Source organism: Aliihoeflea sp. 2WW (assembly GCF_000497755.1).
GTDB lineage: Bacteria > Pseudomonadota > Alphaproteobacteria > Rhizobiales > Rhizobiaceae > Aliihoeflea.
Genome location: NZ_AYOD01000040.1, coordinates 1 through 13,256, shown reverse-complemented (window position 1 = coordinate 13,256; position 13,256 = coordinate 1). Strand labels below are relative to the sequence as shown.

Sequence of the window (13,256 nt, the reverse complement as noted above, 5' to 3'; positions counted from 1 at the left end):
CGAACTCCCTCCCCCTTGTGGGGAGGGATAAAGGGTGGGGGTCCCTCTTCACAGGAACCAACCGCCACCCCTCACATCATCGCTTCCCGATCCCGAGCCAAGGCCCGCGACAACAGCACCACCGGGATCAGCGACGTCACGATGATCAGCAATGCCGCCACTGCCCCATCCTCCGGCCGCCCTCGCGATGCGTTCTCGTAGACATGCGTTGCCAGCGTGTTGAAGCCGAACGGGCGCAGCAGGATCGTGGCGGACAATTCCTTGATCGTGTCGACGAAGACCAGCACGGCCGCCGTCAATATGGCGGGCCCGAGCAGCGGCAGGATCACCGCGCGCGCGCTTTGCCCGGGCGTGCGCCCGAGGCTGCGCGCCGCCTCGTCGATATTGGGCGGCAGCTTTTCGAGCCCCGAGCGGATCGACCCTTCCGCTAGCGCCAGGAACCGGATCGAGCAGACCAGCACCACCGCCGCCGCCGACCCTGTCAACAGCAGCCCCGTCGACACGCCGAACGCATCGCGCATCACCGCGTCGAGCGCATTGTCGAAGCGGGCGAGTGCGAACAGAAGCCCGAGCCCCATCACGGTTCCCGGCAGCGCATAGCCGACCATCGCGAACCGCGTCAGCCCGGTCACCAGATGCGAGCGCGCCAGCCGCGCCGCCTGGATCAGCACCAGCGCGATGAGAATGGTGATCACCGCCGTCGCCGTCGCCGTCAGGATCGAGTTGGTCAGCGCGCGCATCAGCGCCGGATCGGCGAACTGCTGCAAGCGCCGCGAGGCATAGTCGCCGAAGACGTAGAGCGGGATGCCGAAGCCGGCCGCAACCGGCAGCGCGGCGGCGAGCATCGCCAGCGCACCCTTGATGCCGGTCAGCCTCACGCGCGGCGGCTTCGCCTTCATCTGCGTCGCGCGCATTGCGTGGTAACGCTGGCGCCGCCGTGCCCATTGCTCGGCCATCAACAGCGCGAAGACGATGACGAGCATGATCATCGCGATCTGCGCGGCGCCTTCGAGGCTGCCGCGATTGAGCCAGGTCGAGAACACCGACAGCGTCAGCGTGCGCACGCCGAGATATTCCGAAGCGCCGATGTCGTTCAGCGTCTCCATCAGCACCAGCGCCACGCCCGCCGCGATCGCCGGCCGCGAGATCGGCAGCAGGACCTTGCGAAACACCTTGCCCGGCCGCGCGCCGAGCGTGCGCGCGACGTCCGCGACGTTGCGCCCCTGCATGATGAAGACGACGCGGGTCGTCAGGTACACGTAGGGAAAGAGCACGGCCGACAGCACGATCGCCGCGCCCGTCGTCGAGCGGATGTCGGGAAACCAGTAATCGCGCGTGGTGGCAAAGCCGAACATGTCGCGGATCGCGGTCTGCACCGGCCCGGTGAAATGGAAGAACTCGCCGAACGCATAGGCCGCCAGATAAGGCGGCACGGCAAGCGGCAGCACGAGCGCCCAGGCGAGCATCCGCCGCATCGGAAAGTCGTAGGCGACGACGAGCCAGGCCGTCGTCACGCCGATCGTCGCCGTGCCGATCGCCACCAGCGTCATCAGCCACAGCGTGGTCGTCGCCGCGCGCGGCAGCACGAAATTGACCAGATGCGGCCAGTCCTCGCCAGTCCCCGAAAGCGCGATGCCGGCGAGCGTCAGCACCGGCAGCAGCACGATCGCGGCAACGACGGCGCTCAAGCCGATTGCCAGCGGATGCCGCTGCCGCCGCGCGCGCGGCGCAGGTGGGGAGATAGCGGCGGTCCTGTCGATCAGAAGCTGGTCGGTCACGATGCGCTCATCGGAAAAACGGCGAAGGCCGGTCCGCTGCCGGACCGGCCTGAACGTCAGTTCTGGACGCGAGCTTTACGAGCTCGGGCCATCGTCGAGGCCCACACGGTCCACCATTTCGGAGGCTGCGCGACGGTTTGCGGCGATGTCGGTCAGCGGCAGCGTGTCGGCATTGAGCTCGCCGAAGGACTGCACGTCCGCGCTCGCCTCGACGCCTTCCTTGACCGGATACTCGTAGACCTCGGCCGCGTAAATTTCCTGCGCCGTGTCGGAGGCGAGGAAGCGCATCAGCTCGACGGCCTCGTCCTTGTTCGGCGCGTTCTTGGCGAGCGCCATGCCGGACACGTTGACGTGCGTGCCGGAATCCTCGTCGATGGTCGGGAAGATCACGCGGATCGCGTTCGCCCAGTCCTTCTGCTCCGGCTCTTCCTCATTGTTCATCATGAGGCCGACATAATAGGTGTTGCCAAGCGCGAGGTCGCATTCGCCGGCCATGATGTTCTGGGCCTGGTTGCGGTCGCCGCCATCGGGCGCGCGCGCCAGGTTCTCCTTCAGGCCCTTCATCCACTCCTCGGTTTCGGCCTCGCCCCAATGGGCGATCAGCGAGGCGAAGAGCGCGATGTTGTAGTCGTGCTGGCCCGAGCGGATGCAAATCTTGCCCTTCCATTTCGGGTCGGCGAGGTCAGCATAGGAGATCGCTTCGTCGGCAACGCGGTCCTTGGAGGCCCAGATCACTCGGCCGCGCTGGGTGACGCCGAACCAGTGGCCTTCCGCGTCGCGATATTCGGCAGGAATGTTGGCGTCGACCGTCTCGTCGGTGAGCGCCTGCGTCACGCCCTTGTCCTTCGCCGCCTGGAGGCGGGCGATGTCGACGGTGAGAATGACGTCGGCCGGCGAGTTCGTGCCTTCCGCCGCGATGCGGTCCTCGAGCCCCTTATCGAGGAACAGCACCTCGGTCGCGATGCCGGTCTCTTCGGTGAAGGCGTCGAGCACCGGCTTGATCAGGTCGGGCTGGCGATAGGAATAGATGTTGACGGTTTCCTGCGCGAGCGCCAGCGGCGCTGCAAGCATGGTTCCGGCAAGGGCGGCGGCTGCGAAGGCAGCCTGGCGCGGCAGCATCGACTTGAGATTCATTTGGGTTGTCCTCCGAACAAAGGATTGCCTGGGACGCACGTTCTCCACGCGCGCTCCAGTGGCCAGTCTTTGTAAAATCGGAGCGGACTAGTCAAGTTATTTCGCGAGGGCGATCAATAGGTTAGAAGAATTCTAAACTGCGGAGCGAGGGTGTGTGGAGATTCGGGTCTGTGCGTGCCGAAAATGGTGGGTTTCGAGAACCGGAGCGGAATGTACATTGGGTACATGAGCACCGGAAGCGCAGAAAACCGCCATTTGCAGGCCGCTCAGGCTCGAATATCGACGCACCCTCAGTCGGCAAGCACCCGCGTCGGCGGAAAGTCGATCTCGACCAGCGTGCCTTCGCCCGGCTTGGAACTGATCGCGAAGCGCGCCCGGTTGGCTTCCACCATCGCCTTGGTCAGCGGCAGGCCGAGGCCGGTTCCCTCGCGGTGGCTGCGCTTCAGCGCATTGACGCGCTTGAATGGCTTCAGCGCCTGGTCGATCTCGGACGCGTTCATGCCGATTCCGGTGTCGCGCACGCGGATGGCGATGCCGCCATCGGGCTCCAACGCCGTCGACAGGATCACCTGACCGCCCGCCGGCGTATAGCGCACCGCGTTGGACAGAAGATTGAGCGCGATCTGCTTGATCGAGCGCAGATCGGCCACGACGTCGGGCAGGCGCGAGGCGAAGGAGGAGCGGATGATCACGCGCTCACGGTTCGCCTGCGGCTGCATCATGGCGACGGCCTCACCCAGCACCTCGTTCAGCGACACCGCCTCGTAGTTCATCTCCTGCTCGCCCGCCTCGATCTTGGAGATGTCGAGGAGGTCGTTGACGAGGTCGAGCACGTGATTGCCCGAGCGGCTGATATCGCGCAGATAGTCGCGGTAGCGCTCGGTGCCGATCGGCCCGAAGCTCTCATTGATGATGAGTTCGGAAAAACCGATGATCGCGTTCAGCGGCGTGCGGATCTCGTGGCTGATGCGGGCGAGGAATTCGCTCTTTTGCGAAGACGTGCGCTCGGCCTCGGCGCGCGCCTGCGTCAGTTCCTCCTCGGCCCGCTTCCAGTGGGTGATGTCGCGCAGCACCGCGCAATAGCCGCCATCTTTCGGCAGGCGGCCGATGGTCATGAACAGCGGAATGAACCCGCCTTCCGCCTCGCGCCCGATCACCTCGCGCCCGTCATTCATCACCGATGCGACGCCCTTGCGCGCGATCCGCTCGACATAGTCCTGCGCCGTGCGCTGGCTTTCGATGGCGAAGAGTTCGCGGAAGGGCCGGCCCTCGATCGCACCCGAATCGAAGCCGAACAGCGCCTCGGCCGGCTTCGAGATCGAGCGGACCGCGAAATCATTGTCGATCAGGATCACGCCGTCCGTCGCCGTGTCGATGATCGTCTGGAACTCGGAGAGCCGCGCCCGCAATTCCTCGCCATCATCGAATTCGTCCCCGGTCGGCATCGGCACCTGCACCGGCTCGACCTGCGGCTGCGGCAGCAGCGTCAGCATCAGCGCCTTGGCGCCATGCCAGGGGATCGAATGCAGATGCGCCCTGACCGGCAGTTCCGCCCCGTCCGCGCGCTTCAGCGACAGGATGCCGTCTTCCCCGTCGTCGCAATCCTCGAACAGCGCGTCGAGCCCGCCGGCTCGCGTGAACGCATCGAGCGACGAAAAGCCCGTCAGGTCGAAGAAGGCGTGGTTGGCCAGGTGCAGCACCTCGCCGGAATGGATCAGCGTCGCCACCGGCAGATGGTCGATCAGCCGGTCCTCCACGCTCTCGTCGCCGCTCGCCCGCGGCGCGAAGGCCGACGGCAGGAAGTGGATGCTGGCCGGCGCGGGTCGCTCGTCCTTCGCCTCGGCGGGGGGCTCATCGGCCGGCTTCGCGTCCGTCAGCCGCACGACATTGTCGGCCGCGTCGATTTCGGTTTCGGACATCTCGGCCTCGGCAAACCGCGCGCGCTCCTGCGCGTGCCGCTCCGCCTCAGAATCGACGGGCGCCTCTATCTCCTCGTCGCCGATCTCCTTCTTCAGCTTCGTACCGATTTCCTGGAACGTCTGCCGGTCGCCGGGCGAAAGCGTCTTGCCGTTCGTCCCCGGGCGCACATCGTCGAGCCGCACAACCTTGTCGCTCGCGCGCCGCCCGAAATCCGGTAGGCCCGCCAGCACCGGCGTCTCGCCCTGGAACGGATCGTCGGGGTCGATGGGCTGCGGCTGCTTCGGGCTCATCAGCGCGAGGCCGAGTTCGTCCGGGTCCGCGACGGCATCGGCCATGCGCGCGACGCCGAAGCCGCGAAATCCCTCGAACATGCGTTCGCGGTCGTAAACGGGCAGGGCGGCGAGGTCCACCGGCACCTTCAGCGCGTGGCCCTCGACCGGCCAAAGCACGGTGCGTCCCGACCAGGTGTCGCGCCGGTCGAGCAGCGCGGCGATCTCGTCATTGAGATCGAAGCCGAACACGGTCGCAACATCGCGGAACGAGCGCCCGATCACGTCGGCCGCATTGCCGCCCACGGCATCGATGAATTCGGACGAGACCTGCGCGAAGCGCCCGCTCGCATCGGTGCGCCAGACGAAGCGGATCGGCTGCGTCGGCAGGACGCGCGGCTCGTCCGGCGCTCGCGGAACGGGCGCAGGGGCGGGGGGCGCATCTGCCTCGTCGACGGCCGAGGCGACCTTTGCCATGACGATCTCTTCCGGCTCCGCCTCAGCGGCGACCTGCGCCGACACCGCCGGCAGTTCCGCCTCAGGCGGGGCCGCAGCCGGCTCATCTTCCTCGTCGGCATCGACCTCGTTCGAGGTCAGGAGAAGGTGAAGCGCCGGCTCGTCGGTCAGCCGCGCAAAGCCGACCGGCAGCGTGCCGCCCTCGACCGTCACGAGCTTCTTCACCAGCCGGTCATGCTCACGCGACACGTCCTGGACCAACGTCCAAAGCGCCGTGCGGCCGAGGCCGAGCCGCTCGAATCCCGATGTCGCCGCGGCTACCGCGCCTTCGGCGTCGACGAGCGCCGCGGCATATCCTGCGTCCTCGATGCCCGATATCGCCGCCTTCATGCGCGCTTCGCCGCGCAGGCTCGCCGGGATCGCGAGCAGGATCGCCAGTTCGCCGCGCGGCAGCCGGATTTGCGCCGCCTGAAAGGTGGTCATGCGGCTTGCCATGCCTTGCACAAGGCGCAGCGAGACCGTCCGCTCCGCACCGATCCGCGGATAGCCTGAAAGGGATGCGATCTGCCGCATGGCCTGCACCGAAAGCCGGGCCGGGCTGTCCATCGCGCTCTCGATGTCGCCGATGCCGAAAAACGCCGCGCCCGGGCCGTTCGCCCAGAGCACCCGCTCGAGATCGGGCGAAAGAAGCACGAGCGCGTCGCCGCGCGCGAACCGGTCGCGCACGCCGCCGAGTACGGCGATGTCGATGAAGGAGTAGGTCGCGGCCGTCATCGGTTTCCTGTGCTCGCGGGGTTCGCACCCCGCCGGGGCTTCCTTGCGGGGCTCCCACCCCGCTCGGACTTCAATGCGGGATTCGTCCCACTTAACCCTTCGTTAATAAAAGCGGATCGCGCCGTCGTCCACAATCGGCGGGCTCGCACGCCCGTTCGATTGGCGAAATGGTTAATCCGCGGGCAGTTTTCTACCGCAACGCACGCGTCGATATTGCATTGCACAAAAATTCACTGTATAAGACCCGGAACAAACCAGCGGCCTCGACGCGACGGACCATGGCCGCACCAACCTGAAAAGGGACATGGCATGACCAAGACTGCTGCTAAGACCGCAGAGGCGATGGAAGCCGCTGCATTCGACGCCTCCAAGGCCACCGACCAGTTCCGCGCCTTCGCCGAGAACGGCATGGAACAGTCCAAGCAGGCCTACGACAAACTGCGCTCGAACGCCGAATATGCCCAGAAGTCGATGGAATCGACCTTCGAGACCGCCAAAGTGGCCGGTACCGAAATGTCGAAGAAGTCGCTCACCGCGATGCGCACCAATACCGAACTGGGCTTTGCCCATCTCGAGGCGCTGATGCAGGCGAAGTCGATTTCCGAGGTCGTGGAACTGCAGACGGCCTTCGTGCGCAAGTCGATGGAACTCGCCATGGAACAGGCCCGCGACTTCCAGGCTGCCTCCACCAAGGCGACCGAAGAGGTCATGAAGCCGATGAAAGACGCTTTCGAGAAGTCCGTGAAGGAACTCGAAGCCGCCTGATGCATTATTAAGCCAAGTTCCCCTGCTGACGGAAACCTCCTCCCTTCCGCAGCCGGGCACCGGAGCCGCCACCTCCTCCCGGCGGCATCCGGAACATGGAAAGGCCGGGTTCCTCCCCCCCGGCCTTTTTCCTATTTGGGGGATGCCCGATCCCGCATCGCGCAGCTTCCCTTCCGACAGGCATTTTTGCGCATTCGCCCTGGATTCCCGCTTGAAATCGGGCCTGAATGACCGTAATAGCCTGCCCAGCCAGTTGGTCATGCGCCAATTGGATGTGCGGTTGTAGCTCAGTTGGTTAGAGCGCCGGATTGTGGATCCGGAGGTCGCTGGTTCGACCCCAGCCAACCGTACCATTTCCTGCCAAGTGTACAGTTCCTCTTAAAACTTGGTGGTCGAGAAAGCTGGCTTCTTTCAGTTAAGTGCTACGCGTCGCTCGTTGTATTGAGCGATTGCAGGTGAAGCGGTCATGCGCTCCGATGCGTACGCTCTGGATTTTTCCTTAAGGTCAACTTAGACAAGGAAGAGTTGCACACAAGGGCGGGAACGATTTGACTGGCGTGAAAGGTATTCAGTTTCCACCGGTTCCGGGCCAAGTGTTGATTTGCGATTATCAGACTGGATTTCGCGAACCAGAGATGGTGAAGGAGCGCCTAGTGGTTGTCGTTTCTCCACGCCTCCCGTACCGCGACGGTCTATGCACCGTGGTGCCGTTGAGCCAGACACCGCCACGGTCCGGTGTGCGATATCAGTGCAAGATCGAACTTCCGTACGAGGCACCCAAGCCCTATGAGGGTTCTTTCAAATTCGCCAAGGCCGACATGCTTGCTACGGTCGCTTTTCGCCGACTGTCGATGCCGTACACGGGGAGAGACCCGGTGTCAGGGAAGCGACGATATCTGAAGATGGTCGTTGATTCGATGGAACTCCGCAAGATTCGTATAAGCCTCCTGCACGCCCTTGGGTTGGATCACTTGACGGGGTACTTGTAACGCCACATATTGATGTCGATAGCGCTTGCGGGAGTGTTCTCGTAGTGCGCCTCAAGTCCACTGAAAGGTGGCGAACCTGGATTGGCGAGACCAAGCCCGAAGGTTGACAGCCCCGACTTCCGAGCCGGGGCTTTTTTTTTTGACCTGCGCACCGATCTCACAGACGTTGGTGCATTGGAGTTTTAATGCTGGCTGCGCGCATTTTGTCAAAGATCGTAATCCCGACCCTCGCTGCCGCTCTTATGCTCACCGCCTGCGGCGCGGGCGGCATGGCGCGTGCCGTCACCACGGCGGGCGAGGGGTTCGATCGCGGCGAGTGCCTGTCGGAGCAGTTCCGCACCGGCGAACCCTGCGATCAGGACCAGTTCTCGGACGAATAGAATGGAAAAGGGCGCCGATACGGCGCCCTCGTCCTGTTCGGCAGATGCGCTCAGGCGGCTTTCATCGCGGCCGGATTGGCGGTCTTGTCGGCAAGCATCGTCAGGTCCTCGTCGGTCTGCGATTCCTCCTGCAAGGTCGCATCGAGCAGCTTGGCCGCATCCTTCATGCCGAGCGTCTCGGCCCAGCGCTTCAGCGTCCCGTAACGCGTGATCTCATAATGCTCGACGGCCTGCGCTGCCGAGATCAGACCGGCGTCGAGCGCAGCCGTTCCCTTGAACTCGTCGAGAATTTCCTCGCCCTCCGCGATGATGCCCTCGATCGCATCGCAGGTCTTGCCCTGGGCGCGCTTGCCGATCAGTTCGAACACCTGCTGCAGGCGCTCCACATGAGTCTCGGTCTGCTCGCGATGCTTCTCGAACGCCTGCTTCAGCGCCGGGGCCGTCGCGCCGCGCGCCATCTTCGGCAGCGCCTTCAGGATCTTGCGCTCGGCGTAGTAGATGTCCTTGAGCGTATCGTGGAAGAGATCTTCGAGTGTCTTTTCCTTGGCCATGGGAAATATCCTTATGCATCGATGAGGTTGGCTCACGAAACCGTGAGGAACCCTCCGAAGCATCCGGATCGGCCGATGTTCCGTTGGAAAATCGGATGGCGTCAGAAAAGCGTGCCCTGGCCGCCGGTCGGCGTCGCTGGCTTGGCCTTCGGCTTCGGCTTCGCCGTCTATCCCGCCGCCACGGCATTGGCGTCGCCATCGACAAAACGGATCGACAGCGCATCGCCCGTCGCGATTTCCCCCGCCCGCTTGATGAGGTTGCCGTCCGTGTCGCGCACCACCGCGAAGCCGCGCTCCAATATGCTCGTATAGGACAGCGACCCTGCCAGCCGCGCAGCCTGCTCGAAGCGTTGGCGGCGCCTTTCAAGCGCCCGGTCGATCGACTGCCGCTGCCGGCGCTCGAACGTTTCCAACCGCTGACTTGCCATCTCGATGCGCCGCATCAGCGCGTTCGGCGTCACCCGGGCCGCATCGCGCGCGAGCCGGTTGCGCCGGTTGGTCACCATCGCCGAAAAGCATCCCGGCAGCCGCCCCGCGGCCCGCTCGGTGCGCAGCCTCGCATCGCCAAGGCGCCGCGACAGTATCGCCGGCGACAGGCGCAGCCCGCGGAATTTCTGCTTCTTGGCCTCGGTATTGGCGATCAGCGCGCGTTGCAGCCGGCTCGCAGCCTCGTCGAAACGCCGACGCGGCAAAGCGAGCAGGGCATCGGCGGAGGGCAGCGCCCGTGCCGTCGCCCGCAGCGCATCGCGCTTCCTTTGCGTGCAGCGCGAGACCGCACCCTTCACCCGCGCCGACAACCGCGAAACGGCCGCTTCCAACTCGGCTTTCACCGGCACCGCCATTTCGGCCGCGCCCGTCGGCGTCGGCGCGCGCCGGTCGGCGACGAGGTCGATCAGCGTCCAGTCGGTCTCGTGCCCGACGGCCGAAATTACCGGAATGGTCGATGCCGCCACCGCGCGCACCACCGCCTCGTCATTGAAGCCCCAGAGGTCCTCTAGGCTGCCGCCACCACGCGCGACGATCAGGAGGTCCGGTCGCGTCATGCCGTCCGGCAGCGCGTTGAAGCCCGCGACCGCGTTCGAAACTTCCGCCCCGGTCGTCTCGCCCTGCACGCGCACCGGCCAGACGATGACATGCACCGGAAACCGGTCCGCGATGCGGTGGATGATGTCGCGGATCACCGCGCCAGTCGGCGAGGTGATGACGCCGATCGTCCTCGGCATGAAGGGCAGGGAGCGTTTGCGGCCCGTCTCGAACAACCCTTCGGCCGCCAGTCGCCGCTTGCGCTCCTCCAGCAGCGCCATCAGCGCGCCGGCGCCTGCCGGCTCGATATTGTCGATGACGATCTGGTATTTCGACGAGCCCGGATAGGTGGTCAGCTTGCCCGAAGCGATCACCTCCATGCCCTCTTCGGGCCGGAAGCGCAGCTTCGAGAACGTGCCTTTCCAGATCACCGCCTCGATCCGCGCCCGATCGTCCTTCAGCGAGAAATAGGCATGGCCCGACGAATGCGGCCCGCGATAGCCGGAAATCTCGCCGCGCACGCGCACGTTTCCGAATGTGTCCTCGACGACGCGCTTCAGCGCACCGGAAATCTCCGAGACGGAATATTCGGCCGCGTTGGTCTTCGAATCGGTGGCGAGAAGGTCTGACATGCCGCTAGTTCTACCAACCGGGAAGCATCTGGCTAGGCCGCAGCCGCTTGCCGCGCCCATAGGCGACGCCGGCGAAGTCGAAATGTCCGCTATCCTCGTTGGCCGGCGGCACGACGGAGATGTTGTCGAGGCTTTCCGAAATATGCCGCGCCAGCGCATCAACGATCTGGGGCTGGCTGGAATGCCCGCGCAAAATGCCGATCCGGCAATCGGGCAGCGCGCCGAACCCGTCCGATTCGCCGAGAATGCGCATGCCGGGCCGCAGCGCGCATTCGGGCAGCACCGAGACCGCGAGGCCCGACAGCACTGCCGCCATGATGACCGTCGCCGACCAACTCGTGAAGATGATGCGGTAGTCGCGATTCATCTGGTCGAGCACGTCGCAGGCGGTGCGCCGCCACAGGCAGCTCGGCCGGCCTAGCGCCAGCGGCAGGATCTCCTCCTGATGCACCTCGTGGTTCATCGAGCCGACCCAGAGCAGCGGCTCGCGCCGCACCACTTCCGAGCGGCCCTTGTCGTCGTCATGGGTGACGAGCGCGATGTCGAGCTGTCCGCGCCTGATCTGCTCGACGAGGTTTGCGGTCGGCTCGCACACGACGGAAAGCTCGACGCGCGGATTGGAGCGCAGGAATCGCGCCATGATCTCGGGCAGGAAGCGGTCGGCATAATCGTCGGGCGTGCCGATCTTGATGTGGCCTTCGAGCGAATGGTCGTCGAAGGCGGCCAGCGTCTCGCGGTTGAGCCGGATCAGCCGGCGCGCATAGACCAGCAGTCGCTCGCCGTCCTCGGTCAGCCGGTTGGTACGCCCGTCCTTTTCGAAAAGCTGCTTGCCGACGCGCTCCTCCAGCCGGCGCATCTGCATGGAAACCGCCGACTGCGTGCGGTGGACTTCCTCCGCGGCCCGCGTGAACGAGCCGATATCGGCGATGGTGATGAAGGTCTGGAGTTGGTCGAGGTCGAGGGGCGCGGCGGGCATCGGATCAATCCATCATGATCGTTGATGCTAAATATTAGAAACATTCGTTCGACTAATCAATCGAAGCAACGCAATTTGCACGCGTCGCAGAAGCTTCGACGACGCGGCACAGCCATCCGGAATCGGGTGGCGCGCCGTCGCCGCCACGCTCATCCTGACTATACCAAAGCCGTTTCATCAAAGGAGACCAGTCATGACCGCCCTCGATCACCACCCCACATATGCCGGTGCCGCCCCGACGCGCACGGATGTGGCGTCGCGCGTGACGAACGGGTTCAAGACTGTCTTCCGCGCGCTCTTCAATCGACGCCATATCGGCAATCTGGCGGAACTGTCGGACCATCACCTCGCCGATATCGGCCTGTTGCGCACCGACCTCCACCAGGCCGCCCGCACCGGCATCGTCGCCGACCCGACGGCGACCCTCGCCTCCCTGCGCCGCCGGCGCGAGGAAGAACGCTTCGCCCGTCAGGTCTGCTGACACGTTCAGGCAATCCGACCTGATAGCCACCAAGATTGCGGGCACTCCCACTCCCCGCCGATCCCCTTCGGCCGCCCGCATCCTGCCCGGTCTCCTCGCGAGGCCGGGCTTTTTCTATCTCCCGGCGCGCCCTTCGATGCCGTCACGCCTATGCTCGTCAAAGGGCAACGCGGTTGCGCTTCACCCGCGCGGCTTGCCCTGCGCGAAGAAATCATCCACCAGCTTCGTCATCGCCTTCTGGTAATCCGCCTGCTGCTTTCGGCCGGTCTCGAACATTTCGCCGAAGAAATTTTCGAACGGAAAGACCTGCGCATCGGTCACCTGATCGCGCGGTGTCTTCGCCTCCGGCTGGCCGAACTGCACCATCTCCTCGAACATCTTCATGAACGGGTTGTGCGCATAGGGATCGGGCGCAGCCTTCGGCTTTTCGGTCGGCTTCGGCGCGAACATCTCCTGCATCATCTTGGCGTAGGGGTTGGCGAACGGATCGGCGCTCGCCGTCGGCGCCTGCGGCATCATCTGCCGGAACGCGTCGAGGAAGGGATTCGCGCCCGAACCCGGCATCTGCCCCGTCGCCTGCTTGAAGAAACCGCCCATCATCATCGCCGCGAGCGACGGCATCATCTGGCGATAGGCTTCCTGCGCGATCCCTGTCGCCTGCGCGGCCTGCGCCGCAACGGCGCTCGCCAGTTCCTTGGAACCGAAAATCTGGCCGAGCGCGTCATTGCCGGCGGACACACCCTCGGGCGTGAACGCGCGCGCCGCGTCCTCGAAATATTTCGCGTATTGCCCGCCGCCCATCGCCGTCATGAACTGCGAAAACCCGAACGGGTCGGCCGTGTTGCGCTTCAGCGCCTCGGAAAAGGCCGGCAGCAGTGCCTCCAGCGCAAGTTCACCCTGCTGGCGCGTCAGGTTCATCTGCCGCGCGAGAAGATCCGCCGTCCGCCCGTTCTGCGCCTTCATCATCATGTCGTAGAGCGGCAGCATGTCGTCCTCCCGGATTGGTTTCGGGAAAGACTAGCTGAACCGGCGAACGACACAAGCATGGGGTGTGGGTTGGAGAAGGATGGTCTTTCTGAAGGCGACCCCCACCCTGTATCCCTCCCCACAAGGGGGAGGGAGGGCATC

9 protein-coding genes, 1 tRNA gene and 1 pseudogene are annotated in these 13,256 nt (G+C 64.8%); 4 read left to right on the top strand and 7 right to left on the bottom strand.

Going from position 1 to position 13,256, the window contains the following annotated elements:
* Window positions 1-71: 71 nt before the first annotated feature.
* The 3 genes from ALII_RS0116755 to ALII_RS0116745 form a co-directional block, all read right to left on the bottom strand.
* A complete protein-coding gene (locus tag ALII_RS0116755; protein ID WP_244437456.1) occupies window positions 72-1,742 on the bottom strand; it encodes an iron ABC transporter permease in 1,671 nt (556 codons plus the stop codon).
* Window positions 1,743-1,853: 111 nt separating this feature from the next.
* The gene (locus tag ALII_RS0116750; protein ID WP_244437455.1) at window positions 1,854-2,849 is read right to left on the bottom strand and encodes a Fe(3+) ABC transporter substrate-binding protein; all 996 of its coding nucleotides are present in this window, start codon (window positions 2,847-2,849) and stop codon (window positions 1,854-1,856) included.
* A gap of 353 nt (window positions 2,850-3,202) precedes the next feature.
* Window positions 3,203-6,331, bottom strand: coding sequence for an ATP-binding protein (locus ALII_RS0116745; protein WP_024588380.1), 3,129 nt, complete (start codon window positions 6,329-6,331; stop codon window positions 3,203-3,205).
* Window positions 6,332-6,640: 309 nt separating this feature from the next.
* On the opposite strand from ALII_RS0116745, the gene ALII_RS0116740 reads away from it, so the two are divergent.
* The 3 genes from ALII_RS0116740 to ALII_RS22505 all read left to right on the top strand — a co-directional run bounded on the left by ALII_RS0116740 (window position 6,641) and on the right by ALII_RS22505 (window position 8,465).
* Entirely contained in the window at window positions 6,641-7,096 is a 456-nt protein-coding gene (locus ALII_RS0116740) for a phasin (RefSeq protein ID WP_024588379.1), read from the top strand.
* Between the two features lie 276 nt (window positions 7,097-7,372).
* Window positions 7,373-7,449 (top strand) — tRNA-His (locus ALII_RS0116735).
* 821 nt (window positions 7,450-8,270) lie between these two features.
* Complete coding sequence (locus ALII_RS22505) at window positions 8,271-8,465, top strand: hypothetical protein (protein WP_024588377.1); 195 nt, start codon at window positions 8,271-8,273, stop codon at window positions 8,463-8,465.
* Window positions 8,466-8,515: 50 nt separating this feature from the next.
* Here the strand turns inward: ALII_RS22505 and ALII_RS0116720 are convergent, their stop codons facing one another.
* From ALII_RS0116720 to ALII_RS0116710, 3 genes and pseudogenes are all read right to left on the bottom strand, one after another.
* Entirely contained in the window at window positions 8,516-9,016 is a 501-nt protein-coding gene (locus tag ALII_RS0116720) for a ferritin-like domain-containing protein (RefSeq protein ID WP_024588376.1), read from the bottom strand.
* Between the two features lie 101 nt (window positions 9,017-9,117).
* Window positions 9,118-10,671 (bottom strand): annotated as a pseudogene (gene xseA / locus ALII_RS21355) (exodeoxyribonuclease VII large subunit).
* 10 nt (window positions 10,672-10,681) lie between these two features.
* A complete protein-coding gene (locus ALII_RS0116710) occupies window positions 10,682-11,647 on the bottom strand; it encodes a LysR substrate-binding domain-containing protein (protein WP_024588375.1) in 966 nt (321 codons plus the stop codon).
* Between the two features lie 193 nt (window positions 11,648-11,840).
* Here ALII_RS0116710 and ALII_RS0116705 point away from each other — a divergent pair, with 193 nt between their 5' ends.
* A complete protein-coding gene (locus tag ALII_RS0116705) occupies window positions 11,841-12,128 on the top strand; it encodes a DUF1127 domain-containing protein (protein WP_024588374.1) in 288 nt (95 codons plus the stop codon).
* A 180-nt stretch (window positions 12,129-12,308) separates the two neighbouring features.
* On the opposite strand, the gene ALII_RS0116700 is transcribed toward ALII_RS0116705, so the two are convergent.
* On the bottom strand, window positions 12,309-13,115 hold the full coding sequence (locus ALII_RS0116700; RefSeq protein WP_024588373.1) for a DUF937 domain-containing protein: 807 nt from the start codon (window positions 13,113-13,115) through the stop codon (window positions 12,309-12,311).
* Window positions 13,116-13,256: the final 141 nt, after the last annotated feature.

What these genes read in the sequence shown, in the direction of transcription:
- ALII_RS0116750 (WP_244437455.1), bottom strand. Translation starts at nt 2,849, where the DNA reads ATGCTTGCAGCGCCGCTGGCGCTCGCGCAGGAAACCGTCAACATCTAT.
- ALII_RS0116745 (WP_024588380.1), bottom strand. Translation starts at nt 6,331, where the DNA reads ATGACGGCCGCGACCTACTCCTTCATCGACATCGCCGTACTCGGCGGC.
- ALII_RS0116740 (WP_024588379.1), top strand. Translation starts at nt 6,641, where the DNA reads ATGACCAAGACTGCTGCTAAGACCGCAGAGGCGATGGAAGCCGCTGCA.
- ALII_RS22505 (WP_024588377.1), top strand. Translation starts at nt 8,271, where the DNA reads ATGCTGGCTGCGCGCATTTTGTCAAAGATCGTAATCCCGACCCTCGCT.
- ALII_RS0116720 (WP_024588376.1), bottom strand. Translation starts at nt 9,016, where the DNA reads ATGGCCAAGGAAAAGACACTCGAAGATCTCTTCCACGATACGCTCAAG.
- ALII_RS0116710 (WP_024588375.1), bottom strand. Translation starts at nt 11,647, where the DNA reads ATGCCCGCCGCGCCCCTCGACCTCGACCAACTCCAGACCTTCATCACC.
- ALII_RS0116705 (WP_024588374.1), top strand. Translation starts at nt 11,841, where the DNA reads ATGACCGCCCTCGATCACCACCCCACATATGCCGGTGCCGCCCCGACG.
- ALII_RS0116700 (WP_024588373.1), bottom strand. Translation starts at nt 13,115, where the DNA reads ATGCTGCCGCTCTACGACATGATGATGAAGGCGCAGAACGGGCGGACG.